20 protein-coding genes and 1 tRNA gene are annotated in these 26,121 nt (G+C 72.6%); 7 read left to right on the top strand and 14 right to left on the bottom strand.

Annotated elements, in window-relative coordinates:
* Positions 1-125: 125 nt before the first annotated feature.
* The 3 genes from OXR63_RS14660 to OXR63_RS14650 are packed head-to-tail and all read right to left on the bottom strand — an operon-like array spanning position 126 to position 2,541.
* Positions 126-620 carry a hypothetical protein gene (locus OXR63_RS14660; protein ID WP_267424461.1) on the bottom strand — a complete coding sequence of 165 codons (495 nt, stop codon included), beginning with the start codon at positions 618-620 and terminating at the stop codon, positions 126-128.
* Positions 617-1,870 carry an MraY family glycosyltransferase gene (locus OXR63_RS14655; protein WP_267424459.1) on the bottom strand — a complete coding sequence of 418 codons (1,254 nt, stop codon included), beginning with the start codon at positions 1,868-1,870 and terminating at the stop codon, positions 617-619. Before OXR63_RS14655 ends, OXR63_RS14660 begins: the two co-directional genes overlap by 4 nt.
* Positions 1,867-2,541, bottom strand: a complete 675-nt coding sequence (locus OXR63_RS14650) for an L-threonylcarbamoyladenylate synthase (RefSeq protein WP_267424457.1) — start codon at positions 2,539-2,541, stop codon at positions 1,867-1,869. The genes OXR63_RS14655 and OXR63_RS14650 overlap by 4 nt, the downstream gene beginning before the upstream one ends.
* A 38-nt stretch (positions 2,542-2,579) precedes the next feature.
* On the opposite strand from OXR63_RS14650, the gene OXR63_RS14645 reads away from it, so the two are divergent.
* Positions 2,580-3,227 (top strand): HAD family hydrolase, encoded by a 648-nt coding sequence (locus tag OXR63_RS14645; RefSeq protein WP_267424455.1) that lies wholly within the window; start codon positions 2,580-2,582, stop codon positions 3,225-3,227.
* A gap of 100 nt (positions 3,228-3,327) precedes the next feature.
* Here the strand turns inward: OXR63_RS14645 and prmC are convergent, their stop codons facing one another.
* The 9 genes from prmC to argS all read right to left on the bottom strand — a co-directional run bounded on the left by prmC (position 3,328) and on the right by argS (position 15,374).
* Positions 3,328-4,203, bottom strand: a complete 876-nt coding sequence (gene prmC, locus OXR63_RS14640) for a peptide chain release factor N(5)-glutamine methyltransferase (protein WP_374116141.1) — start codon at positions 4,201-4,203, stop codon at positions 3,328-3,330.
* 12 nt (positions 4,204-4,215) lie between these two features.
* The gene (gene prfA, locus OXR63_RS14635; RefSeq protein WP_267424450.1) at positions 4,216-5,298 is read right to left on the bottom strand and encodes a peptide chain release factor 1; all 1,083 of its coding nucleotides are present in this window, start codon (positions 5,296-5,298) and stop codon (positions 4,216-4,218) included.
* Between the two features lie 3 nt (positions 5,299-5,301).
* Positions 5,302-7,650: a transcription termination factor Rho gene (rho, locus tag OXR63_RS14630; RefSeq protein ID WP_267424448.1), complete on the bottom strand. Its 2,349-nt coding sequence runs from the start codon at positions 7,648-7,650 to the stop codon at positions 5,302-5,304.
* Between the two features lie 185 nt (positions 7,651-7,835).
* Positions 7,836-8,780 (bottom strand): homoserine kinase, encoded by a 945-nt coding sequence (gene thrB / locus OXR63_RS14625; RefSeq protein WP_267424519.1) that lies wholly within the window; start codon positions 8,778-8,780, stop codon positions 7,836-7,838.
* Between the two features lie 44 nt (positions 8,781-8,824).
* Positions 8,825-9,904 carry a threonine synthase gene (thrC, locus tag OXR63_RS14620; RefSeq protein WP_267424446.1) on the bottom strand — a complete coding sequence of 360 codons (1,080 nt, stop codon included), beginning with the start codon at positions 9,902-9,904 and terminating at the stop codon, positions 8,825-8,827.
* A 118-nt stretch (positions 9,905-10,022) separates the two neighbouring features.
* A complete protein-coding gene (locus OXR63_RS14615; protein WP_267424444.1) occupies positions 10,023-11,330 on the bottom strand; it encodes a homoserine dehydrogenase in 1,308 nt (435 codons plus the stop codon).
* Positions 11,331-11,359: 29 nt separating this feature from the next.
* A complete protein-coding gene (gene lysA, locus OXR63_RS14610; protein WP_267424443.1) occupies positions 11,360-12,802 on the bottom strand; it encodes a diaminopimelate decarboxylase in 1,443 nt (480 codons plus the stop codon).
* A gap of 67 nt (positions 12,803-12,869) precedes the next feature.
* On the bottom strand, positions 12,870-13,631 hold the full coding sequence (locus OXR63_RS14605; RefSeq protein ID WP_267424441.1) for an LmeA family phospholipid-binding protein: 762 nt from the start codon (positions 13,629-13,631) through the stop codon (positions 12,870-12,872).
* A gap of 78 nt (positions 13,632-13,709) precedes the next feature.
* A complete protein-coding gene (gene argS / locus OXR63_RS14600; RefSeq protein ID WP_267424438.1) occupies positions 13,710-15,374 on the bottom strand; it encodes an arginine--tRNA ligase in 1,665 nt (554 codons plus the stop codon).
* A gap of 41 nt (positions 15,375-15,415) precedes the next feature.
* Between argS and OXR63_RS14595 the strand changes: the two genes are divergently transcribed.
* From OXR63_RS14595 to OXR63_RS14575, 5 genes are all read left to right on the top strand, one after another.
* Complete coding sequence (locus OXR63_RS14595; RefSeq protein ID WP_267424436.1) at positions 15,416-16,021, top strand: hypothetical protein; 606 nt, start codon at positions 15,416-15,418, stop codon at positions 16,019-16,021.
* A 444-nt stretch (positions 16,022-16,465) separates the two neighbouring features.
* Positions 16,466-16,537: transfer RNA gene (locus tag OXR63_RS14590), tRNA-Arg, on the top strand.
* 161 nt (positions 16,538-16,698) lie between these two features.
* Positions 16,699-17,745, top strand: coding sequence for a Gfo/Idh/MocA family protein (locus tag OXR63_RS14585; RefSeq protein WP_267424435.1), 1,047 nt, complete (start codon positions 16,699-16,701; stop codon positions 17,743-17,745).
* 44 nt (positions 17,746-17,789) lie between these two features.
* Entirely contained in the window at positions 17,790-21,731 is a 3,942-nt protein-coding gene (locus tag OXR63_RS14580) for a Pls/PosA family non-ribosomal peptide synthetase (RefSeq protein ID WP_267424433.1), read from the top strand.
* Between the two features lie 17 nt (positions 21,732-21,748).
* Positions 21,749-23,092, top strand: coding sequence for a M1 family metallopeptidase (locus OXR63_RS14575; RefSeq protein WP_267424431.1), 1,344 nt, complete (start codon positions 21,749-21,751; stop codon positions 23,090-23,092).
* Here OXR63_RS14575 and OXR63_RS14570 read toward each other — a convergent pair.
* Complete coding sequence (locus OXR63_RS14570; RefSeq protein WP_267424429.1) at positions 23,089-23,733, bottom strand: 4'-phosphopantetheinyl transferase family protein; 645 nt, start codon at positions 23,731-23,733, stop codon at positions 23,089-23,091. The two genes, OXR63_RS14575 and OXR63_RS14570, sit on opposite strands and share 4 nt — an antisense overlap.
* Before the next feature lie 115 nt (positions 23,734-23,848).
* Positions 23,849-24,052 carry a hypothetical protein gene (locus tag OXR63_RS14565; protein ID WP_071274881.1) on the bottom strand — a complete coding sequence of 68 codons (204 nt, stop codon included), beginning with the start codon at positions 24,050-24,052 and terminating at the stop codon, positions 23,849-23,851.
* Between the two features lie 216 nt (positions 24,053-24,268).
* On the opposite strand from OXR63_RS14565, the gene OXR63_RS14560 reads away from it, so the two are divergent.
* A partial coding sequence (locus OXR63_RS14560) for a TPM domain-containing protein (RefSeq protein WP_267424426.1) occupies positions 24,269-26,121 on the top strand: 1,853 nt, incomplete at its 3' end.

Genomic DNA, 26,121 nt, shown 5'->3' with positions numbered 1-26,121 from the left:
TCCTGTGTCGGCGCGCGCACGTCATGGCACGCGATGGTGGACTGTGTGGAGGCTCGTCCCGCCCGAGCAGTGCTCCGGACGCGGACTCGTCAAACCCTATCAGGTGCGCGAGCCTTCCCGGGCTCTCAGACGCGCGGGTCCGCGCTCCCAGGCTCCCCGGAGGCGGACGACGAGCCGTCGCCGGGCAGCGGCACGTCGATCGGCACGCGCGCCTTGGCGATGACGGTGACGTCGATCACCAGGGACCCGATGACGCCGACGATGATGGCCACGGCGAGCACGGGCGTGTCGACCCAGTCGCGGTCCTTGAGCAGGACGAGCACGACGATGAAGAGCACGAACTTCACGAGGAACATCCCCATGATCGTGCCGAAGAAGGCGCCGGAGATCATCTGCCCACCGGAGAACCGGATCGCGAGCAGGACACTCACGGCGGTGAGCCCGCAGAACACGACGCTCATCACCGCGCCGATGAGCCCACCGGCGAGTCCTGGTCCCCCGGCGACGAGGAACCCGACGAGTCCCCCGACGACGGCCAGCGCGCCGGCCAGCAGGGCCCCCTGCACGAGGATCCGGCGGAACACCGGGGTGATGTGGTCGAGGCCGTTCGGCGTGGTCACGAGGGGTCTCCAGAGGGGGAAGGGGTCGGTCGGTCGCGGACGGCTGCGGCGCGGTCCAGCGGGTCGAGGCTGGCGTCGACGACACTGCCGGCGACCCGTGCGGTCCTGGCAGCGGTCTGCGCGGCGATCTCGGTCCGTTTCCGGCCGAGCGGTGCGAACGTCGCGATGGCGCAGATGGTGAACCCGACCGACACGAAGACGACGACCCACCACCACTCGACGAACAGGAAGAGCAGACAGCCGACAGCGACGGTGGCCGTCCACGCGTAGAAGATCAGCACGGCGTGGAAGTGCGAGTGCCCCATGTCGAGCAGCCGGTGGTGCAGGTGCTTCCGGTCGGCCGAGAACGGGGACTTGCCCGCACTGAGCCGTCGGGACACCGCGAGGCCGAAGTCGAGCATCGGCACGATGAGGATCGCGAACGGCAGCAGGATCGGGATGAACGCCGGCAGCAGGTCCGTGCGCGTCCGGACGGCGGCCGGGTCGATGTTGCCCGTGATGGACACCGCGCTCGTGGCCATCAGGAAGCCGACCAGCAGCGCGCCGGCGTCGCCCATGAAGAGCTTCGCGGGGTGCCAGTTCAGGACGAGGAAGCCACAGCACGCCCCCACCAGGACCGCGGTGAGCAGCGACGGCAGGTTGAAGAAGAACTCCGTCTGCACGACCACGCGGTTGATGAAGAACGTGTAGAGGAAGAACACCCCGCCGGCGATGATCGCGACACCGGCGACCAGGCCGTCCAGCCCGTCGATGAAGTTCACCGCGTTCATCACCAGCACGACGGCCAGCACGGTGAAGATCAGGCTCATGTAGGACGACCCGACACCGAGCGTGTTCCCGATCGGCAGCGACACGATCGCCACCCCCTGCCACGCCAGGATGCCCGCGGCGATGATCTGCCCGGCGAGCTTCGTCATCCAGTCGAGGTCCCAGATGTCGTCGGCGACACCGAGCACCACGATGATGGTGGCGCCGGCCAGCACGGCGAGCACCCGTTGCGGCTCCGCGAAGACGAGCCGGAAGAAGTCGATGCCCTGGATCTCGGGGAAGACGAACCACGCACACAGCAGCGAGACGACGACCCCGAGGAACATCGCGATGCCGCCGAGCCGGGGCACCGGCGTGCGGTGCACGTCGCGTTCGCGGACCTGGGGGTACCACTTGTACTTCACGCCGAGCTTCCACAGCAGGAAGCTGACGACGAAGCTCACGAGGGCCGAGATCGCCCCCGCGAGCAGGTAGTACTTCACGTCCTGAGGTCGTCCCCGACGACCCGTTCGATCTCGGCGTCCGAGATGACGCCGTGCCGCACGATGCGCAGGCCGTCGCCGGTGGCGAGCCCGGTGGCGTCGACGATCGTCGACCCGGTCGAGGCCGCGAAGCCCTCGTGCGGCGCCAGCGAGCCACCGTCCAGGTAGACGGCCACGCTGTCGCCGAGCATCGCCTCGGCGGCGTCGACGTCCATCGCGGCCGGGTCCCCGGTCGAGTTGGCGGAGGACACCGCGAGCGGGCCGACCTCCTGCAGGAGCTCGAGCGCGATCCGCGAGTCGGGCATCCGGAGCGCCACGGTTCCCCGGGTCTCGCCGAGGTCCCAGTCGAGGGACGGCTGCGCGCCGAGGATCACGGTGAGCCCGCCGGGCCAGAACGCGTCGACGAGGTCGCGGACCTGCTGCGGGACCTCACGCGCGAGCGCGTCGAGCGTCGCCGGCCCGGGGATGAGCACGGGCGGCGGCGACTGGCGCGTGCGGCCCTTGGCGTCGAGCAGCCGCTGCACGGCGGCCGCGTCGAAGGCGTCCGCGGCGATGCCGTAGACGGTGTCGGTGGGGAACACGACGAGTTCGCCCCGTCCGAGTGCGGCACGTGCGAGCCGCATCCCGGTCAGGAGCCCGTCGGGGTCGGTGCAGTCGTATCGGGATGCCATGACTCGCACGATGATAGTGCGACAGAATAGGCGGCATCGTGAACGAGACCCCAGCGCCCCGCCTCCTGTTCCTCTTCGACATGGACGACGTCCTGGTCCGCTACGACTGGGAGACCCGCATGGCGGGCCTCACCGAGCTCACGGGGCACGACCTGGTGGAGCTCCGGCGACGCTGGTGGGTGTCCGGCCACGAGCAGCGCGCCGAGGCCGGGCACTTCCCCGACGGCGACGCCTACCTGAGCGCGTTCCAGGACGCCATGGGCTGCGAGGTCCCGGAGTCCGAGTGGGCGCGGGTGCGCGGTTCCGCCATGACCGAGCTGCCGGAGCGCATCGAGGCCGTCCGCATCGCCAGCGAGCACGGGCGTGTCGCCCTCCTGACGAACAACGGTCCGCTGGCGGGTCGGTGGATCCACGAGTGGGCACCGTCCCTGCCGCCGCTGTTCGGGGAGCACCTGGACACGTCGAGCAACTTCGGCGCCAGGAAGCCCGAACCCGAGGTCTTCACCCGCGCCCTCGAGCACCACGGCGCTGCCGCGTCCGACACGTTCTTCGCCGACGATATGCCCGAGAACGTCGCGGGCGCCAGGAGCGTCGGCATCCACGCGGTCCTGGTCGAGCGCGACACCGACCTGCGGGACGCCGTCCGCGCGTTCGTCGCGTCGCGCACCGGCGCCAGCGTCGTCTGACCAGCCGCCGAGACTCGCCCCGCGGACACGACGCGGGTGACGGAGCGCGCGGACTGTCCGGTGTGCCGAGGCTCGGCCTGGAGGCCCTGCTCGGCCCCGGCTAGCGGGTCGCGGTGGTCGTGCGGTCGCGTCCGGTGAGGTCCTGGTGGGTCTCCGGGGACCGGAACCCCCGGCGCGCCAGGACCTCGCGCACGGCTGCGCCCTGCGGTTCGGCGTGCTCGACCACGAGCAGACCGCCCGGCACGAGCAAGCGCCACGCGGTCTCGGCGAGGGCACGGACCGCGTCGAGGCCGTCCGGGCCGCCGTACAGCGCGAGCGCCGGGTCGTGGTCGCGGACCTCCGGGTCGACCGGCACGGCGTCGTCCGGCACGTAGGGCGGGTTCGACACCACCACCGAGACGGTGCCGTCGAGCTCCGGGAAGGCGTCCGCGAGGTCGCCCTCGACGAGTCGGACCGTGCCCCCGTACGTCGCCACGTTGCGGCGGGTCCACGGGAGCGCCTCCGCTGACCGTTCTACGGCGTACACGAGGGCGTTCGGCACCTCGGTGTCCATGGCGATCGCGATGGCGCCGCTGCCCGTCCCGAGGTCGACGGCGATCGGCTCGGGCACGGCCGCGGCCCGGAGCGCGTCGATGCCGAACTGCACGACGCCCTCCGTCTCCGGGCGCGGCACGAACACGCCGGGCCCGACGGCCAGGGTCAGCGCGCGGAAGTGGGCCTCACCGGTGATGTGCTGGAGCGGCAGGCGGGTGGCGCGTCGGGCGACGGCCTGTCGGAAGCGGTCGACGTGCTCCCCCGCGATCGTCCCGCCGGTCATGGCTCGGGCCTGCACGGCGCCGCGCGACGTGTCGGTCGCCCAGGCGAGCAGCAGCTCGGCGTCCACCCGCGGGGTCGGGACGCCGTGCGCGACGAACGCGGCGGTCGCCTCGTCGAGGAGGCGATCCGCCGCGTACGTCACGGGCGTGTCGGAGGTGATCAGGGCCTCCTGTCAGGCGCCCTGGTCGCCCACGGCGGCCAACCGGGCCTCTTCGTCCGCGCGGATGGCGGACTCGATGACCGGCTCGAGCGCACCGTTCATGACGCGGTCGAGGTCGTAGGCCTTGTACCCGGTGCGGTGGTCCGCGATCCGGTTCTCCGGGAAGTTGTACGTGCGGATGCGCTCCGATCGGTCCATCCCGCGGATCTGCGACCGACGGGCGTCCGACGCGAGCGCGTCGATCTCCTCCTGCCGCTTCGCGAGGATGCGGGCACGCAGGACGCGCATGCCCGCCTCTCGGTTCTGCAGCTGCGACTTCTCGTTCTGCATCGCCACCGTGATGCCCGTGGGCAGGTGGGTGATGCGGACGGCGGAGTCGGTCGTGTTCACCGACTGACCGCCGGGACCGGAGGACCGGTACACGTCGATCTTGAGGTCGTTCTGGTTGATCTCGACCTCTTCGGGCTCGTCGACCTCGGGGAAGACCAGCACGCCGGTCGTCGAGGTGTGGATGCGCCCCTGGGACTCGGTCGCCGGCACCCGCTGGACACGGTGCACACCGCCCTCGTACTTGAGGAGCGCCCAGACGCCCTGCGCGGGGTCCGTGGAGTTCGACTTGATCGCGACCTGGACGTCCTTGTAGCCGCCGAGGTCGGACTCGGTCCGCTCGAGGAGCTCCGTCTTCCAGCCCTTGGACTCCGCGTAGTGGGAGTACATGCGCAGGAGGTCCGCGGCGAACAGCGCCGACTCCTCGCCGCCCTCGCCGCCCTTGATCTCCATGATGACGTCGCGGCCGTCGTCCGGGTCGCGCGGGATCAGGAGCCGACGGAGCCGCTCCTGGCGCTCGGCGAGCTGTTCCTCGAGACCGGGGACCTCCTCCGCGAAGGCCTCGTCCTCACGAGCGAGCTCCCGGGCGGCGGCGAGGTCCTCCCCCGCCGCCGTCCAGGCCTCGTAGGCGGACCTGATCCGGTTCAGCTCGGCGTAGCGCCGGTTGACCTTCTTCGCACGGGACGCGTCGGCGTGGAGCGCGGGGTCCGACAGCTGCTGTGTCAGGTCCTCGTGTTCCGCCAGCAGCCCGGCCACCGACTCGAACACCGGTTACTCCTGGTGGCCGAGGTGACCGTTCCCGGTCGCCGGGACGGACTTCTGGACCTGGACCAGGAACTCGACGTTCGACTGCGTCTCCTTGAGGTTCCGCAGCACGATCTCGAGGGCCTGCTGCGGGTCGAGCCCGGCGAGGGCCCGACGCAGCCGCCAGGTGATCGTGACCTCGTCGGCGGAGAGCAGCTGCTCCTCGCGACGGGTGCCGGACGCGTTGACGTCGACGGCCGGGAAGATCCGCTTGTCGGCCAGGTGGCGGTTCAGGCGGAGCTCCATGTTGCCGGTGCCCTTGAACTCCTCGAAGATCACGTCGTCCATCTTCGACCCGGTCTCGACGAGCGCCGTGGCGAGGATGGTCAGCGAGCCGCCGTTCTCGATGTTGCGGGCGGCGCCGAAGAAGCGCTTGGCCGGGTAGAGCGCGGCGGAGTCGACGCCACCGGACAGCACGCGGCCGGACGGCGGGGTCACCTGGTTGTAGGCGCGGCCGAGGCGGGTGATCGAGTCGAGCAGCACGACGACGTCGTGGCCCAGCTCGACGAGGCGCTTCGCACGCTCGATGGCGAGCTCGGCGACCGTGGTGTGGTCCTCGGCGGGCCGGTCGAAGGTCGAGGCGATGACCTCGCCCTTCACCGTGCGCTGCATGTCGGTGACCTCTTCGGGCCGCTCGTCGACCAGGACGACCATGAGGTGCGCCTCGGGGTTGTTCTTCGAGACCGCGTTCGCGATGGCCTGCAGCACGACGGTCTTGCCGGCCTTGGGCGGCGAGACGATCAGGCCGCGCTGGCCCTTGCCGATCGGGGACACCAGGTCGATGATCCGCGTCGACAGCTTCGCCGGCTCGGTCTCGAGGCGCAGGCGCTCGTTCGGGTACAGCGGGGTGAGGTCCTGGAAGTCGACGCGGCTCGCGGCCTCGTCGGCGGTCTGGCCGTTGATCGTGTCGATCTTGACCAGGGCGTTGTACTTCTGGCGGCTCTGCTGCTCGTTGTCCCGCGGCTGCTTGATCGCACCGACGACGGCGTCGCCCTTGCGCAGGTGGTACTTCTTCACCTGGCCGAGGGAGACGTAGACGTCGCTCGGGCCCGGGAGGTACCCGGTCGTGCGCACGAAGGCGTAGTTGTCGAGGACGTCGAGGATGCCGGCGACCGGGATCAGGACGTCGTCCTCGGTGATCTCCGGCTCGAACTCGTCGTTCTGACCGCCACGGCCGCGCTTGCGGTCACGCTGACGACGGCTGCGGCCGTTCTCGGCCTCCTCGTCGCGACGCTGCTGGTCGTCACGCTGCTGCTGCGCCTGGCTCTGGCCGTTCTGGGCCTGCTGGCCGTTCTGCTTCTGCTGCGCCGGCTGCTGGGCCTGCTTCTGCTGGCCGTTCTGGCCCTGCTTCTGCTGGTCCTGCCTGGCGTCGGCCTGCTTCGGCTCGGCCTGGTCGTCGTCGTGCTTCTCGTCGGCCTGCTTCTGGTCGGCGCGGGCCTGCTGGCCGTTCTGCCGACCGTTCTGCTGGCGACCCTGCTGCTCGGCGTCCTGCTGGTCACCGTTCTGCTGGTCACCGTTCTGCCCACGGCCACGACCGCGACCACGGCTGCGACGCCCGCGGCGCGAACCGCCCTCGCCGTCACCGTTCTGGTCGTCGTCCTGACCCTGCTGCTGCTGCGGCTGCTGCTGCGCGGAGTCCGAGCCCTGCTCGTCGGTCACGGCACTCTGGGGCTGGTCGGCGCTGCGGGGCTGGTCGGCGCTCTGGGGCTGTGCGGCCGACTGCGGCTGCTCGGCGTCCTGGGGCTGCTCGGCCTTCTGTCCGCGGCGACGACGCTGGCCGCCGGACTGCTGGGCACCGGACTGCTGGCCACCGGACTGCTGGCCGTTCGTCTGGGCGGCTTCCTCGGCGTCCTTCTCAGCGCGCACCTGGTCGAGGCCGGCGAGGAGGTCCTCGGTGCCGGTCTGACCGTGGTTCGTGTGCTCCGCGGCCGTCGTCGGCGCGGTGGTCACGGTGCCGCCGGAGGTGGCGCGGCGCGAGCGACGGGCACGGGAGGGTGCTGCCTGCTGCGTCGGTGCGACGTCGGCGCTGTCGGTCGCCTCGGACCCGGCGTCGTGGTGGGTGGGCGTCTCCGGCTGGAGCTCGGTCGAGACCGCGGCGGCGTCGGCGCCGGACGTGGTCGCAGCCGGGGCGGCGGCGGGGGCCTCGGGCTGGCCCTCGGGGCGCTTGTCCTCGATCGAGGCGATGAGGTCGCCCTTGCGGAGCTTCGAGAGCCCCGTGATGCCGAGGGCGGAGGCGATGCGCTGCAGCTCCGGGAGGCGCAGGGCACGCAGGTCGCTGGGGATCTCCACCGAGGCGGAGTTGTTCACGTTGGTCAAGTTGTTCGTTCCTTCCGAACCGCAGAGCGCGGAGAGTTTCCACCGACTTCCCACGCGATGCGCTGGCGCTGGTGTGCGCTGGCACGGGTGTGCGACGGCCGCCGTTCAGACGACGGACCGGGAAGCGGTGATCTGAGGGAGATCACACCTGCGGACCGGGAGCTCGTGCTGGCAGTTGATCCGCGCTAGGAGCGTCCGACGTGGTCCACCGGGTGCGCGTTCACTGTAGCACCACCGAGATCGACGGCCAGCATGAGGGGCCGCCAGGTCGATTCGGCGTGTCGTTCCACCAGCGCGGCGGCCGTCAACCGCTGTGCCGGGTCGGACCCGAGCACGAGCAGGCTGGGTCCGGCGCCGGACACCACGGCCGCCAGCCCGTGCTGCCGGAGCAGACGGATCAGGGCGTCCGTCTCGGGCATCGCGCTGGCCCGGTACGTCTGGTGGAGCCGGTCCTCGGTCGCCGCGAGGAGCAGCTCGGGGCTCTGGATGAGCGCGGCGACGAGGAGCGCCGAGCGGGACACGTTGAACGCGGCGTCGGCGTGTGGGACGCTCTCCGGCTGCAGGGACCGTGCGAGCTTCGTGGAGAGCGTCGACGTCGGCACGAAGACCACGGGCGCGACGCCGCGGTGCACGAGCAGGCGCTTGTAGGCGGGGCCGTCGGCGGTCATCCACGCGATGGTGAGTCCACCGAAGAGCGCGGGCGCGACGTTGTCGGGGTGCCCCTCCATCTCGGTGGCGAGGGTGAGGAGCGTCGAGGCGTCGAGGTCGACGATGCCCTCGAGCAGGCCGCGGGCCGCCATCAGCCCGGCGACGATCGCCGCCGCCGAGGAGCCCATGCCCCGTCCGTGCGGGATCGCGTTGACGGCGCGGAGCTCGAGCCCGGGCTGCTCGACGCCGGCGTGTTCGAGGCCACGACGGACGGCACGCACGACCAGGTTGGTGTCGTCGGTCGGGACCTCACCGGCCCCGACGCCCTCGACCGTCACGGTCGCGCCGGGCTCCCGGCGGACACGGACGTCGACCTCGTCGTAGAGGGAGAGTGCGAGACCGAGCGAGTCGAAGCCCGGTCCGAGGTTGGCGGACGTCGCCGGGACGCGCACGCGGACCGCCCGTCCGGCCGGTACAGCGATGCGGGCAGTGGTGCCCTCTCCCGGCCCGGACGAGCGGTCGAGGGTCACCGGGCGCCGGCCAGTCCGAGGACCTCGGCGATCGCCGTTGTGTCGACCGGGACGCTCGTCGGCGTCACGTCGCCGCCGTCCTCGGTCTTGAGGGCCCACTGCGGGTCCTTCAGGCCGTGGCCGGTCACCGTGATGACGACCGTCGCGCCCTTGCGGATCTCGCCGGCGTCGGCACGCTCGAGGAGTCCGGCGACACCGATGGCCGACGCGGGCTCGACGAACACACCGACCTCGGCGGAGAGGATGCGGTGCGCGGCGAGGATTCCGGCGTCGCTGATCGCGCCGAAGTAGCCGTCCGTCTCCTCACGCGCTTCGAGCGCGTACTTCCACGACGCCGGGTTGCCGATGCGGATGGCGGAGGCGATGGTCTCCGGGTGCGGCACGACGGCGCCGCCCACGATCGGTGCGGCACCGGCGGCCTGGAACCCGAACATGCGCGGGAGCTTGGTGGAACGGCCGGCGGCGACGTCCTCGCGGTAGCCACGGGAGTACGCGGTGTAGTTGCCCGCGTTGCCGACGGGCAGGAAGTGGAAGTCCGGCGCGTCACCGAGGACGTCGACGACCTCGAACGCAGCGGTCTTCTGGCCCTCGATGCGGTCGTTGTTGACCGAGTTGACCAGGTGCACCGGGTAGTTCGCGGCGAGGTCCCTGGCGATGTCGAGGCAGTCGTCGAAGTTGCCCTGGACCTGCAGCAGCTGGGCGTCGTGGGCGACGGCCTGGCTGAGCTTGCCCATGGCGATCTTGCCCTCGGGCACGAGCACGGCGGCGGTGATGCCGGCGTGCGTGGCGTACGCGGCGGCCGAGGCGCTCGTGTTGCCGGTCGACGCGCAGATGACCGCCTTCGCCCCGTGCTCGACGGCCTTGGAGATCGCCATCGTCATGCCGCGGTCCTTGAACGACCCGGTCGGGTTCATGCCCTCGAACTTGACGTACACGTCCGCGCCGGTGCGCTCGGAGAGGCGTCGTGCCGGGATGAGCGGCGTGCCGCCCTCGCCCAGCGTGACGATGGGCGTCGCCTCGGTCACGTCGAGTCGGTCGGCGTACTCGCGCAGGACTCCCTGCCACTGGTGGGCCATCAGGGTTCTCTCTCTGTCTGGTGCTTCGGGGCGGGTGGGGCTTGTCGGCCGGAGAGCCGGAGGACCGGCTGTCCGGCTGCCGACGCGCGGGTGCGACGGCAGGTTCTGGGGCTGGCGGTCAGGCGCCGACGACGCGGAGGACGCTCGCGACCTCCGCCACGACGTCCTCACCGCGGAGGGCGACGACCGTGTCGGCGAGGTCGGATTCACGGGCTTCGTGCGTGCCGATGACGAGCGTCGCCGTGCCGCCGTCGCCGTGGGCGCTCGACTGCTCGACGGTCTCGACGCTGACGCCGTGCGCGGCGAGGACCCCGGCCACGGTCGACAGCACGCCGGGGGCGTCCGTCACGTGCAGGGTGATCTGGTAGCTCGTCCGGACGGCGCCGATCGGGAACACCGGCAGGGCGGACTGGGTCGACTCCGCGACGCCCGGGCCACCGATGACGTGCCGCCGGGCGGCGGAGACGAGGTCACCGAGCACGGCGGACGCGGTCTCGACACCGCCGGCCCCGGCACCGTAGAACATCAGGTCGCCGGCTGCCTCGGCCTCGACGAACACGGCGTTCTTCGCCCCGTGCACGCTCGCGAGCGGGTGGGTGTCCGGCACGAGCGCCGGGTAGACCCGCGCGCTGACGCCCTCGACGCCGTTCTCGTCCGTCAGGCGCTCGCACGTGGCGAGGATCTTCACGACGTAGCCGGCCTTGCGCGCGGCACGGACCTGCTCGATGGTGACGGAGGTGATGCCCTCGCGGTGCACGGCGACGAGCGGCACCGAGGTGTGGAACGCGAGCGAGGCCAGGATCGCGGCCTTCTGGGCGGCGTCGTAGCCCTCGATGTCGGCGGTCGGGTCGGCCTCGGCGTACCCGAGCTCCGTCGCGGTGGCCAGGGCGTCCTCGAACGTGGCGCCCTCCCTGTCCATCAGGTCGAGGATGAAGTTCGTGGTGCCGTTGACGATGCCCATGATCCGGACGATGCGGTCCCCGGCGAGGGAGTCGTGCAGCGGCCGGATGATCGGGATCGCGCCGGCGACCGCGGCCTCGTAGTAGAGCTGCGCGCCGACCTGCTCCGCCGCGGCGAAGAGCTCGGGGCCGTGCGTGGCGAGGAGGGCCTTGTTGCCGGTGACGACGTCGGCACCGGACAGCAGGGCCTGGAGCACGAGGGTGCGTGCCGGCTCGATGCCGCCGATCAGCTCGACGACGATGTCCGCGCCGAGGATGAGCGACTCGGCGTCCGTCGTGAACAGCTCGCGCGGCAGGTCGACGTCCCGCTGGGCGTCGAGGTCGCGGACGGCGATCCCGACGAGCTCGAGACCGGCGCCGGCGCGGGACGCGAGTTCGTCACCGTGCTCGAGCAGGAGCCTGGCGACCTGGGACCCGACCGAGCCGGCGCCCAGCAGTGCGACGCGGACGTTGCGGTATTCGATCATGTGGTGCGTGTCTCCGGGATCTCGGGGGTTCACCGCGCGGCACCGGCTGCGGCCACGGGCGACACCCCGGTGTCGCGAGCGAGGAGGTCGTCGACCGTCTCGCCCCGGACGAGGATACGGGCAGTGCCGTCAGCGACCGCGACGACCGGCGGGCGCCCGACGTGGTTGTAGTTGCTCGCGAGGCTCCAGCAGTAGGCACCGGTGGCCGCGACGGCGAGCAGGTCGCCGCGCTGGACGTCACCGGGCAGGTACTCGTCCTGCACCACCACGTCACCGCTCTCGCAGTGCTTGCCGACGACGCGCGTGAGCACGGCGGGCTCGTCCGACGTGCGGGTCAGTCGTGCCGTGTACTCGGCACCGTAGAGCGCCGGGCGGATGTTGTCGCTCATCCCGCCGTCGACGGAGACGTAGGTGCGCGTCGCGGTGCCGTCCCCGCCGGGCTGGCCGCTCCCGCCGTCGAGCTCGAGGGCGACCGGCTTGATGGTGCCGACGCGGTAGAGCGTGATGCCGGGTGGGCCGACGATGTAGCGTCCGGGCTCCACGGCGATCTCCGGGACGGGGATGTCCCGCTCCGCGCAGGCTTCCGCCACGATGGCGGCGAGGGCGTCCGCGACGTCCTCCGGTTCGAAGGCGGAGTCGCTCTCGGTGTAGTCGATGCCCCAGCCACCGCCGAGGTTCAGCTCGGGGACCGGGCCGGTGGCGACGAGGGTCGCGTGGACGTCCATGAGGCGCCGCGCGGCTTCTCGGAAGCCGGACTCGTCGAAGATCTGCGACCCGATGTGCGAGTGCAGGCCGACGAACGCGAGCGAGGGCTCCGCACGGACTGCCTCCGCTGCACGGACGGCCTCGTTCAGCGGGATCCCGAACTTCTGGTCCTCACGAGCCGTCGCCAGGTACTCGTGCGTCGAGGCGTGCACCCCGCTGTTGATCCGGATGCGCACGCGCTGCACGATGCCGGCGTCGGCGGCTGCACGGGCGACGCGACCGATCTCCTCGTGTGAGTCGAGGACGATCGTGCCGAGCCCGATCTGGACCGCGCGGGCGATCTCGGCGTCGGACTTGTCGTTGCCGTGGAAGCCCATCAGCGCCGGGTCAGCGCCGCCGGCCAGGGCCACCGCGATCTCGCCGGCGGTGCAGACGTCGAGCCGCAGGTCGGCCTCGGCCATCCACGCGGCGACCTGGGTCGTGAGGAAGGCCTTGGCGGCGTAGTAGACGTGCGCCCGGGTGCCGATGCGCGCGAAGGCATCCGTGAAGGCGTTGCGCACACGGACGGCGCGGGACTGCACGTCGCGCTCGTCGACGACGTACAGCGGCGTGCCGAACTGCTCGACCAGGTCGGCGGCGGTGACGCCGCCGACGGCCAGTGAGCCGTCGTCGGTGCGGGTGGCGGAGGCCGGCCAGATGCGGGTCGTCAGCGCGGAGGCGTCGGACGGGTACCGCAGCCGCGGCGGGGCAAGGGGGTTCTCGCTCACGCGACCGATCCTACCGAGCCGCACCGGGCCTCCCGGCTCGTGTGACGCGACCTGTGCAGAACCCGCGTCAGCAGCGGCCGGTGGTCTGCAGGCCCCGCTCGCTCAGCGGGAGCTCGTCGGCGACGATCCGAACCGTCGCCTGCTGCTTCGTGACGTGGAGCGACCGCACCCGGAGGTCCTGCGGCAGGAACCGCGCCGTGCAGACCGGCACGGGGGTGTTCGTGACGCCGGGGATCGCGCCGACGTCCAGGTCGAGCGACGAGTTCGTGATCCGCACGGTCTTCGGGGTGATCGTGATCCCGCGGCCGCTGTCCTGTGCCACGACCGATCCGCGCGCCAGGTACGAGATCTGGTAGCCGAGGACGGCGGTCTTGCCGGAGAGCTGCACGCCGCCGTCCACCAGCGACATCCGGTCGAACAGCGGGCTGTACTTCGCCAGGTCCTTGATGCTCGACGAGGCCAGGGTGACGGTGCCGTCGACGTCGTGCACCGCACCGGCACCGTCGAGCGGGACGTCGTGCACCGTGACGTCGGCCGCGAGCGGGATGCCGTCGACGGTGATCCGCTTCGAGTGGATGTCGACGTCGTCGAGGGAGCCGCCGAGGAGCTGCGGGATGATGACGCCCTTCGCGTGCGCGTCGACCGAGCCCGTGGTGCCGTCCGGCAGTGACTGCTCGACCTGCTGGGCGACCTGCCGGTCGACGACGCCGCGGAGGACGAACTCGGCGACCACCACGAGCACGGCGAGCACCACCAGGACGCTGACCAGGACGATCGCCGTGGTGCGGCCTCGGTGGCGCTGCTTCGGGGCGGTGGCGGGTGTGGACATGCGTCCCACCCTGCCAGGGCCCACCGTCAGACAGCCGGGAGGCTCGGTGCGCGTCCGGCGGTCAAAGCGCGGCGCGCGCTACATGCGCTCGGGCGCGCTCACCCCGAGGAGCCCGAGGCCGTTGCGCACGACCTGGCCGGTCGCGTCGTTGAGCCAGAGCCGCGTGCGGTGCAGGTCCGTCACGGGCTCGTCGCCGAGGGGCGTGACGCGGCAGGCGTCGTACCAGCGGTGGTAGAGGCCCGCGAGCTGCTCGATGAACCGGGCGATCCGGTGCGGCTCGCGCAGCTCGGCGGCACGGCGGACGACGCTCGGGTACTCCGCCAGCGCGCCGAGGAGTGCGCCCTCAGTGTCGTGGGTGAGCAGCGAGGCGTCGAACACGGAGCGGTCGACCCCGGAGGCAGCGGCGTTCCGCGCGACGGACTGCGTGCGGGCGTGGGCGTACTGCACGTAGAAGACGGGGTTGTCGTTCGTGCGCTTGGTCAGCAGGTCGAGGTCGATGTCGATCGCGGTGTCGCTGGCGAACCGGACGAGGGCGTAGCGGCCGGCGTCGACGCCGACCGCGTCGACGAGGTCCTCCATCGTGACGATCGTGCCGTTGCGCTTGGACATGCGCATCGGCTCGCCGTCCTTGAGCAGGTTGACCATCTGGCCGATGAGGATCTCGAGGTTCGTGCCCGGCTCGTCCCCGAACGCGGCGCACATCGCCATCATCCGGCCGACGTAGCCGTGGTGGTCGGCGCCGAGCATGATCAGGTTGCGTTCGAACCCACGCTCGCGCTTGTCGAGGTAGTACGCCAGGTCACCGGCGATGTACGCGGGCTCCCCGTCGGACTTGATGACGACGCGGTCACGGTCGTCGCCGAAGTCGGTCGTGCGGAGCCACTCGGCGCCCTCGGCCTCGTACATGTGGCCGTTCTCACGGAGCCGCTCGATGGCGCGCTCGACGGCCTTGGACTCGTGCAGCGCGTTCTCGTGGAAGTAGACGTCGAAGTCGACGCCGAACTCGTGCAGCGACTGCTTGATGTCCGCGAACATGAAGTCGACGCCCTCGCGACGGAACAGCTCCTGGGCCTCGTCCCGCGGCAGGTCGTGCACGTCGCCGTCGAAGGTCGCGAGCACGCGGGTAGCGATCTCCGGGATGTACGCGCCGCCGTAGCCGTCCTCGGGCGTGGGCTCGCCGAGCGCCGAGGCGACGAGCGACCGGGCGAAGCGGTCGATCTGGCTGCCGTGGTCGTTGAAGTAGTACTCGCGGGTCACGAGGCCGCCCTGGGCCTGGAACACCCGGGCGAGGCTGTCGCCGACCGCCGCCCAGCGGACGCCGCCCATGTGGATCGGCCCGGTGGGGTTGGCGGACACGAACTCGAGGTCGATGCGCACGCCGTCGTACAGGTCGCCGCGCCCGAAGGCCTCGCCCGTCTCGACGACGGTGCGGGCGACCTCGCCGGCGGCAGCGGCCTCGAGCGTGATGTTGATGAAGCCGGGGCCGGCGATGTCGACGGAGTCCACGCCGTCGAGCTCGGTCAGCTCGCCGGCGATCTCCGTCGCGAGCTCGCGCGGGTTCGTGCCGAGGCGCTTCGCGAGCTGCATGGCAGCGTTCGACGCCCAGTCACCGTGGGAGCGGTTCTTCGGGCGCTCGAGGGCCGCGTGGGACTGCTCGACGGTCACGGTGTCCGCGGCCCCTCGTCGCTCGACGATCCCGGTCAGGATCGACAGGTACGCGGCGGAGAGTTCAGCAGGAGTCACGGCAGACGAGTCTACCGGGCGGCATGCAGCATCATGGCCGCATGACCTCCCGCCGATCCGCACGGGCCATCGTCGTCGCCGCACTCGCCGTCCCGGCCGCCCTGGTGCTCGCTGCCTGCACCGGTGGTGGTGGCGCCTCCCCCACGCGGTCGCCCGGCGCGACGACGACCACCGGGACGATCGGCACGCCCGTCGAGCAGCGCTGCGCGGAGCTGCTCCCCGAGTCCGCCCTGGCGGTGTACGGGAAGCGCTTCGAGCTCGACGCCGACGCCGAGCCGGCAGCACGGTCCGCCGCCGCGACGATCGCCCAGCAGCGCGGCCGGGTGTGCGTGTTCCGGCAGGTCGACGACCACTCGGTCACCGTCACGCTCGCCGTCGCCCACCTGCCCGAGAAGTCCCTCACCACGCTCAAGGACGCCCTGTTCGAACGCGGCGGTTCGGTGCCGACCTACACGGTGGAGGGGTACTTCGCGCTGAAGGACGGCGTCGGACGCGCCGACGCCTTCCCGGACCCGTACTGGATCACCGCGTCCTCGTCCCTGTTCACCGAACCCGGGTCCGCCCAGCCCGTGCTCGACGCGGCGCGCCAGGCCGTCGGACCCGCGTCGACGGCGCCCTCGACCCCGAGCGCGACCCCCGCGGGCTGACACCGGCGGCTTCCCAGGCGGGCCGGCAGCCTCCTGCCTGACGGGTCGCCGGTTTCCGTTCTCGGGGATGGCGGATCTGGTTCGCCAAGGCCGAGGATCGACGACCAGATCCGTCAGGCCCCGAAACGGAAACCGACATGCGTCCGGCCGCGGCCCGTGCCCCGGGCTCCGAGCTCCGGGCTCCGGGCTCCGGGCTCCGCGACCGTCCCGCGTCACTGGGCCAGCGGTGCAGATGACGACCCAACCCAGCAGCGGTGCGATCGACGATCCACGTCCCAGGAGATGACGGATCTGGTCGGCCAACCCCGAGGATCGCCGACCAGATCCGTCAGGCCCCGGAACGGAAACCGACATCCGCCGGACCGGGCTCCGTGACCCGTGCCCGTGCCGCGGCCAGCGGTGCGGACGGCCCGCTCGGACCTGCTACGGTGGTTCTCACCCAGGGCCCCCATAGCTCAGGGGATAGAGCACTGCCCTCCGGAGGCAGGGGCGGAGGTTCGAATCCTCCTGGGGGCACAGTGACGTTCCCGGTCAGGCGGGCGTTGACACTTCCGCGCAAGCAGACGTTCTCGCTGCGCTCGATCGGCAGCGCGCGATGTCGCGGCAGGCCGCGACGGATCCCCCGTCCTCGCCTTCCTGACGAGCGCGCAGCATCACCGGGGCGGTAGCTTCGGCGCATGACGTTCTCGTTCCCGGAACCGGAAGTGTCGGCGCTGCGCGGTGGGGCGGTGCTCCGGTGGGGCGTCATCGGGCCCGGGCAGATCGCAGACGACTTCACGCGCACCCTGCACGCCAATTCCGACCAGCGCGTCGTCGCCGTCGGGTCCCGCTCCGCCGACCGCGCCGCAGCCTTCGCCGCACGCCACGCCATCGACACCGCGCACGACTCGTACGAGGCCCTCGTTGCCGACCCCGCCGTGCATGTCGTCTACGTCGCCTCACCACATCCGCAGCACCTCGAGCACGCCCTGCTCGCGATCGCCGCCGGCAAGCACGTCCTCGTCGAGAAGCCGATGACCACCTCCGAGGCCGACACCAGGACCCTCGCGACCGCCGCTCGGGCCGCCGGCGTCCTCGCGATGGAGGCCATGTGGACCCGCTACCTGCCCGGCACCACGGTCATCGCACGGCTGCTCGCCGACGGCGCCCTCGGGACCGTCCACCTGGCGAACGTCGACGTCGGCTGGCCGCACGACCCCGACCCGACCGACCGGATGTTCGACCCGGCGCAGGGCGGCGGCGCGCTGCTCGACGCCGGCGTCTACGCGCACTGGTTCGCCCGGTTCGCCGTCGGCGCCCCGGTGACCAGCCACACGACGGGAGCGGTCTCGGACGGTGGGGTGGACCTCCAGTCCGTCACCGTGGCGACGGCCACCGGCGGCGCACAGTGCGTCGCGACCACGTCGATGACGGCGTGGACCCCCGGGCTCGCCACCATCGCGGGCAGCACCGCGACGATCCGGTACACCGAACACTTCGTGTTCCCGGCCTCGTTCGCCCTACACCACGGAGCGGACGTCGAGCACTGGCAGGAACCGACCGGGCTGCAGGGCCGCCAGGGGCTCGTGTGGCAGGCGGCGGCGCTCGCGCGGTACGTCGCCGACGGCCGGACCGACTCCCCCGTGCACGGGCTCGACGTGTCGATCGGGATCGCCGCCTCGCTCGACGCGGCACGGGCGGCGCTCGACACCGCTGTTCCCGAGCAGGACACCTCGGCCCTCTAGGATCACGGGCCGGTCGTCCTGCACGCGACCGGGAAGAGGACTCGATGACCACCGCCACCGGGAACCCGCAGTCGGAACTGGCCCGCGGGGACGCCGCTCCCCCGGCCAGGACGCTCCTCGACGTCCTCACCGCCACCACCGCGGAGCACCCGGACGCGCTCGCGCTCGAGGACCCGGACGGTGCCCTCGACTACCGCTCGCTGCTCACCGAGGTGCACCGGCGGGCCGACGACCTCGCCCGACGCGGCGTGCGTCGAGGTGACCGCGTCGGCATCCGCGTCCCGTCCGGCGGCCGCGACCTGTACCTGTCCGTCCTCGCGGTGCTCGCGGCTGGCGCGGCCTACGTCCCCGTGGACGCCGACGACCCCGAGGAGCGGGCGACCCTGGTGTTCGGCGAAGCCGGGGTCGTCGGCGTGATCGGTGCCGGCGGCGTGCTGCGGACCTCCGGCGACGCGGACGCGCCGGCGTCGGCCGTCGTCCACCCCGCGGCGAGCGCCGACCTCCCGACGCTCGACGACGACGCGTGGGTGATCTTCACGTCCGGCTCCACCGGCGTGCCGAAGGGCGTCGCGGTGACGCACCGGTCGTCGGCGGCGTTCGTGGACGCCGAGGCGCGGATGTTCCTGCGGGGTGCGCCGATCGGTCCGGGTGACCGGGTGCTGGCGGGGCTGAGCGTCGCGTTCGACGCGTCCTGCGAGGAGATGTGGCTGGCGTGGGGGCACGGTGCGTGTCTCGTGCCGGCGCCCCGGTCGCTGGTGCGGACGGGGGTGGACCTGGGCCCGTGGTTGATCGTCCGCGGGATCACGGTGGTGTCGACGGTCCCGACGCTCGCGGCCCTGTGGCCGGACGACGCGCTGGAGCAGGTGCGGTTGGTGATCTTCGGGGGTGAGGCGTGCCCGCCGGAGCTCGCCGCGCGGATCGCGAGTCGGGACCGGGAGGTGTGGAACACCTACGGGCCGACCGAGGCGACGGTGGTGGCGTGCGGGGCGCTCCTCGACGGGAGCGCCCCGGTCCGGATCGGGTTGCCGCTCGACGGGTGGGACCTGGCGGTCGTGGACGCCGCGGGGCAGCGGGTCGCGCCGGGTGAGGTCGGGGAGCTGGTCATCGGCGGTGTGGGGCTGGGGCGGTACCTGGACCCGGAGAAGGACGCCGTGAAGTACGCCGCGTTCCCGGAGCTCGGGTGGGCGCGGGCGTACCGGAGCGGGGACCTGGTGCGGTACGACCCCGAGGGGCTCGTGTTCCAGGGGCGTGCGGACGACCAGGTGAAGCTCGGTGGTCGGCGGATCGAGCTCGGGGAGATCGACGCGGCGCTGCAGGCGCTCGACGGCGTGGCCGGTGGGGCGGCCGTGGTGCAGCGGACGCCGGCGGGGAACCAGGTGCTGGTGGGCTACGTGGCCCCGGTGGCCGGTGTGTCGATCGACGTGCAGGCGGCGAACGCCCGGCTGCGCGAGGAGCTGCCTGCGGCGCTCGTGCCCCTCGTCGCCGTGGTGGACGAGCTGCCGACGCGGACGTCGGGCAAGGTCGACCGGGCGGCGCTGCCGTGGCCGCTGGCTGCCGAGGACGGCGGGGCCGCGCTGCCGCCGACGGTGGCGTGGATCGCGGAGCGGTGGGCGGCGATCCTGGGGGTGCCGGTCGCGAGCGCGGACGACGACTTCTTCGCGCACGGTGGTGGGTCGCTGACGGCGGCGCAGCTGGTGTCGGCGATCCGTGAGCGCTACCCGACGACGACGGTCGCTGACGTGTACGACCACCCGAGGATTGGTGCCCTCGCGGACGCCCTCGATGCGTCGGGTCCGGTGGCCGCAGTGGAGCGGGACGTGCGTCCGACGCCGCGGGCGACCGGGGTGGCGATGACGCTGCTCGGTCTCCCCGTGCAGCTGCTCCGCGGGCTTCGGGTGCTGACGTGGACGGCGCTCGTCGCGGGGGTGCTGCACGCGACGACGCTGCCGTTCCTGCCGGTGTTGCCGGTGCCGGCGCTCGTGGTGGCCCTGCTGGTGTTCGTCACCCCGGTGGGCAAGATGGCGCTGACGGTGGTGCTCGTGCGGCTGGTGCTCGTCGGGGTCCGTCCCGGTGACCATCCCCGCGGTGGTTCGGTGCACGTGCGGGTCTGGTTGGCGGAGCGGATCGCGGAGGCGGTGGACGGCCCCTCGACGGCAGGTGCCCCGTGGATCAGCTACTACGCCAGGGCACTCGGTGCGACGATCGGCCGTGACGTGGACCTGCACACGCTGCCCCCGGTGACCGGGTTCCTGACGATCGGCAAGCAGGCGTCGATCGAGCCCGAGGTCGACCTGGCCGGGCACTGGGTCGACGGCGACGTCTTCCGCCTGGGTCGGGTGCAGGTCGGTGCGGATGCCGTGGTCCACAGCCGGTCGACGCTCCTGCCGGGTGCCGTGGTCGGCGACGGCGCCGAGGTCGAGGCCGGTTCCGCCGTCACCGGCGTCGTGGTCCCCGGCGAGCGCTGGGCAGGGTCACCGGCGGAGCGCGTCGGTTCGGCGCGGCACGGCCGGGAGGCTCGTCCCCCGTCGCGTCGACGCTGGCTCGTCGCGTACGGGGCCGGGTCGGTCGCCGTGGCCGGGCTGCCCGTGCTGGGCGTCGCGGCCGGACTGCTCGTGAGCGTCCTGCTGGTGGGCCCGGCGCCGACGCTCGGCAGCGCCTTGGTGCGGGCCCTCGCGTCCGTGCCGTTGTCCACCCTGGTCGCCGGGCTCGTGTACGCGGGGCTCGTGGTCGCCGTGGTCCGGCTGCTCGGCATCGGCCTGGACGAGGGTCGGCACCCGGTGCGCTCCCGGATCGGCTGGCAGGCGTGGTGCACCGAGCGGGTGCTCGACGCGGCCAGGACGCTGCTGTTCCCGCTGTACGCGAGCCTGGTGACGCCGCTGTGGCTCCGGCTGCTCGGGGCGCGGGTCGGGCGGAACACGGAGATCTCCACCGTGCTGCTGCTGCCGTCGCTGACGCAGATCGCGTCGGGCGCCTTCCTGGCGGACGACACGATGGTCGCCACGTACGAGCTCGGTGGCGGGCGGATGACGATCGGTCGGTCGAAGATCGGGCGTCGGGCGTTCCTCGGCAACAGCGGCATGACGGGTGCCGGGCGGTCGGTGCCGCGCGAGGCCCTGGTCGCCGTGCTCTCCGCCGTCCCGAGGAAGGCCAAGCGCGGCTCGTCGTGGCTCGGGTCACCCCCGGTGCGGCTGCGGCGGGCGGCGACGACCTTCGACGAGGAGCGCACGTTCCGGCCCCCGCGCCGCCTGCGGGTGGCCCGCGGCTGCTGGGAGCTGCTGCGCCTGGTCGCCCCGATGGTGTCCGGCGCGATCGCCCTCGGCGTCGGCGGGACCCTGTTGGCGCTGTGGGCGTCGGTCGGGCTCGGCTGGACGGTGCTCCTCGCCGCGGTGGTGCTCGTCGTCGCCGGGGCGGTCGCCGCGGTCGTGTCGACGGTGGCGAAGTGGGCGTTCGTCGGGCGCATCACCGCCAGGGAGCACCCGCTGTGGTCGTCGTTCGTCTGGCGCAACGAGGTGCAGGACACCTTCGTCGAGACCGTCGCACGGCCGTGGTTCGCCGAGCAGGCCGTCGCCACCCCGGCGCTGGCCGTGTGGTTGCGGAGCCTCGGGGCGCGGATCGGCCGCGGGGTGTGGTGCGAGACGTACTGGCTGCCCGAGGCCGACCTGGTCAGCATCGGCGACGGCGCGACGATCGCCCGCGGGACCGTCGTGCAGACGCACCTGTTCCACGACCGTGTGATGCAGCTCGACCAGGTCCGGCTCGAGCGGGGTGGCACCCTCGGCCCGCACAGCGTGATCCTGCCGGCGGCCGGCATCGGCGCGGGCGCGACCGTGGCCCCGGCGTCCCTGGTGATGCGCGGCGAGCAGGTCCCCGGCGGCACCCGGTGGGCGGGCAACCCGATCTCCCCGTGGGTCGTGCCAGAGGACGGCGTCTCCCGGACAGCGGACCCGGTCGCCGCCAGGTCGGTGCCGCAGCCCGTGACAGACTGACCGGCACCGTGAAGCCGATGAACCCCGCACCGACCGAACACGCCGACGCCGACCCGTACACCCCGCACGACGGCGACCGACGGTGGCGGGCGTCGCACTACGAGCTCCGGCTCGACTACCGGGTGGCGACGAACCGGCTCGAGGCCGAGGCCACGATCACCGCCACCGCCGTCACCGCCCTCGACAAGGTCGTGCTCGACCTGCACGGGCTCGGCGTGGACCGGGTCGACGTCGACGGGCAGCGGGCCCGCAAGGCGTCGACGGGCGCGCACAAGCTGACGGTCACCCCGGCGACCCCGATCGCCGCCGGTGCCGAGTTCACGCTGCACGTCCGGTACAAGGGCGCCCCGCGTCCGCTCCGCAGCCCCTGGGGGCAGATCGGCTGGGAGGAGCTCACCGACGGCGTCATCGTCGCCGCGCAGCCCACCGGCGCCCCGTCCTGGTTCCCGTGCAACGACCGCCCGGACGACAAGGCCACCTACCGCTTCGAGATCACCTGCGAGTCCGGCTACGACGTCGTGGCGAACGGGGAGCTGCTCGGCAGGGAGCGCGCCGGCCGCGGCACCCGGTGGACGTACGCCACGACCGACCCGATGGCGACGTACCTGGCGACCGTGCAGATCGGCCGCTACCGCACCCACACCCTCCGCGACGCCGGTGCCGGTGTCCCCGTCACCGTGCACCACCCCGCGGACCTCACCGCGGCCGCGAAGACGGACTTCGGCCAGGTGCCCGAGATGCTCGCGCTCTTCGCCGACCGGTTCGGCCCGTACCCGTTCCCCGCGTACGGCGTCGTCGTCACCGACGACGAGCTCGAGATCCCCCTCGAGGCCCACGGGCTCGCCGTCTTCGGCCGCAACCACGTCGACGGCGAGCACGGCACCGACCGGCTCATCGCCCACGAGCTCGCGCACCAGTGGTTCGGCAACTCGGTGACCCTCGGGCGCTGGCGGGACATCTGGCTGCACGAGGGCTTCGCCTGCCACGCCGAGTGGCTCTGGTCGGAGCACCGCGGCGGCGACACGGCGGACGACCTGGCGGCGCGGGCGCGTGCGGGCCTGCTCGACCAGCCCGAGGACCTCGTCGTCGCCGACCCGGGCCCGGCGGACCTGTTCGACGACCGGGTCTACAAGCGCGGTGCCCTCGCCCTGCACACGCTCCGACGGACCGTCGGCGACGACGCCTTCTTCGCGGGGCTCCGCACGGTCACCGACCGGCACCGCCACGGCACGGTCACGCCCGAGGACGTCCACGACGCGTTCGCCGACGCGGCTGACCGCAGCGCGAGCGAGATCGCGGCCGTGCTCGCGCCGTGGATCGACGAGCCGGGCATCCCGGAGCTGCCGACGCGCCAGCGCTAGCGGTCGCGCCGGCGGTGGTCGTGCTCGCGCCGGTCGTGCTCGCGCCGGTCGTGCTCGCGGGGGTCGTGCTCGCGCCGGTCGTCGATGACGATCCGCTCGGTGTCGGTCGCCACGGCCAGCACGACGTCGTCGTCGAGGTACCGCACCCGCACCCGGTGCACGGCACCGTCGAGCACGGCGGTGCCAGCGTCGAGGTCGACGTCGACGGACGCCGGGTCGACTCGGAGCCCGCGGCCGTCCCGCTTCAGCACCGCCTCCGTCGCCGCCCAGCACGCCGCCAGTCGGACGGGGTCGGAGCCGTACCGCGCGCGCTCCCCCGGCGAGGACGCGTCGAGCGGCGCGGCGGCCACCCGGCTGACGCGCTCGACGTCGACCCCGATTCCGACAGGTCCCACCGCGAGGGCGAGCACCCCGGGCGTCCGGGACAGGCTGACCCCGACGGCGGCCCCCTGCACGGTCGCCCAGGGCCGGCCGTGCGTGTCGCTGCCGCAGTGCGGGCACCGGCGGCCGACGGCGGTGGACGCGGGGTCCACTCCGGTGACCTGCGCGGCGGACGCGAGGAGGGCCTCCCGGTCGGCTGCACGGGACCCGCCCGGGTGCGCGAGACGCACCGTCACGGCCTGGAGGCTCGGCTCACCCATCCCGGCAGCGTACGTGTGCAGGTGGTCGGGGTGCGCCACGGACGCACACGAGGCGCCGCCATCGCTGGCGGCGCCTCGTGTGCGGCACGGTGCCTCGGGTGCACCGTGGTGTCGGTCAGGCGTGCGTGAGGGCGATCAGTGCCACGTTCATCGTGGAGTACTGGCCCTCGGACCGCGTGGCCTGACGGACACGTCCGCGCAGGACCTCGTACCGGCCGTTGTGCTCCCGCACGAAGCCGATCACGCCGCTCGCCGGTGTCGACACCCGGTGGAAGCCGTCCTCCAGCGGGACGACCTCGGTGTTCATCGTTCGTTCCATTGCTGACCCCTTTCGTCGTCGAAACGGTCACTTCGGCTGATGGTACCCCTCGTCGGGGGACAGAACCCGTCCCCCGGCGCAGTCTGTCCACAGGCGTGGTGGTTCTGGGGGAACCCGTGCGCTGCCTGGATACACTTCGGGCGACGGCGCTCCCTCCGCGGCACACCGGGCCTCCCGGGCCGCGGGCGCGGGCGCTGCCGGACGGACGGAGAACGGATGCGAGCGGTCCAGCGTGGATCGGACACCAGGCGGTCGAGCACGGACAGGGGGACGTCCGGGCGGTGGGCGGCGCGCGTCGCCGCGGCCCTCATCGCGGCGTTCCTGGTCGTGGCACCGGCGACGGCAGCGCGGGCGACCGCGCCGGTCGACCTCGGCGGTGCCTACGTCCTCGACCAGGCCGACGCCCTCACCGGTGCCCAGCAGGCCTCGGTGGAGAAGGCGGTCAGGAACCTGGCCGACCAGACCGACACGCAGCTCTACGTCGTGTTCGTGCCGGAGTTCACCGACCCGACCGACCACACCGCCTGGGGCGACGCGACCATGTCGCAGAACCAGATCGACTCCAACGGCATCCTGCTCTCCATCGCGACCCAGGCGCGCACGTACGACGTGCAGCAGACGAACGAGACCTCGATCACCGCGTCGGACGTGCAGTCCGCGGTGAACGACGACCTGATCCCGAAGCTCCGGGACAACGACTGGGCCGGAGCCGCGACCGCGTTCGCCACCGGGCTCGGCGACAGCCAGAAGCCGGCGAACCTGACCGGGCTCTGGATCGCGCTGCTCGTCATCGTCGTCGCGGTCGTCGTCGTGGTGCTGGTCATCCGTCGCCGGAACCTCCGCCGACGAGCCGAGGCCACCCGGGCACAAGAGGCATCCCTGGCCGACCTCGAACGCACCGCCGGCGGGGCACTCGTCACCATCGACGACGAGCTCCGCACCGCTGAGCAGGAGGTCGGCTTCGCCACGGCTCAGTTCGGTGCCGAGGCGGCCGAGCCGTTCGCCAAGGCGGTCGCCGCAGCCAAGAAGGACGTCCGACGGGCGTTCACGTTCCAGCAGCAGCTCGACGACGAGATCCCAGACTCCCCGCAGCAGCGCGCCGAGTGGTCGAACCAGATCATCCAGATCTGCGAGCAGGCGCACGCGTCCATCGAGCAGCAGACGGAGTCGTTCGACCAGCTCCGCTCGCTCGAGGACGGCGTCGAGGGCGCCGCTGCGGCACTCGGCGACGCCGTCCGGGCCGCGCCTGCCGAGCTCGCCGCTGCCGCCACCGCCCTCGACCGCGTCCGGGCGGCGTACGGCGGGCGCACCCTGGGGTCCGTCGCTGACGCGGTGGACCAGGCGCACCAGGTCCTCACGTTCGCCACGGAGCGCTCCCAGGCCGCCGACGCCGCCATCGCGAGCGGCGACAAGGGCCAGGCCGTCGTCGCCGTCCGTGACGCCCAGCACGCCCTGGCCCAGGTCCAGCAGCTGACGGCCAGTGCCACGGGTGCCGAGGCCACGTTCCGCGAAGCCACCGCCCGCGTCGACGCCATGCGCCTCGACATCCAGGGCGACGTCGCCGCGGCACGGGCCATGCGCACGACCACCCCCGAGCTCGCGTCCGCGGTCGTCACCGCCGAGACCGTCCTCCGCGAACGGCTCGACCCGAAGGACCCGATCGCCGCGGTCGACTCGCTCACCCGCGCCAACACCGAGATCGACGCGGCCCTGGCCTCCGCGCGCACCGCCCAGGAGCAGCAGCAGCGCGCGCAGCAGGCGCTCGACGCAGCCCTCCGCGACGCCCGCACCCGGATCAGCCAGGCACGGGAGTTCATCTCGCTGCGCCGCGGTGGTGTCGGCCCCACGGCCCGCACCCGCCTGTCCGAGGCCGAACGTGCCCTCGACGACGCCGTGCAGCTCGCCACCCACGACCCCCAGCAGGCACTGCAGGCCGCCCGAGCGGCGGAGCAGTACGCGGCCGCCGCGATGGACGAAGCCGGCAACGACATGGGCGGCTGGCCCGGCTCGGGCGGCGGCGGCAACGGCGCCCAGCTCGGCGGCCTCGTCACCGGCATCGTGCTCGGCGG

The sequence above is a fragment of the Curtobacterium sp. GC_Cur_3 genome, from assembly GCF_026544205.1.
In the GTDB taxonomy this organism is placed as follows: domain Bacteria; phylum Actinomycetota; class Actinomycetes; order Actinomycetales; family Microbacteriaceae; genus Curtobacterium.
Note: the sequence above shows the minus strand (reverse complement) of the source record. Positions and strands in the feature narration are given on the sequence as shown.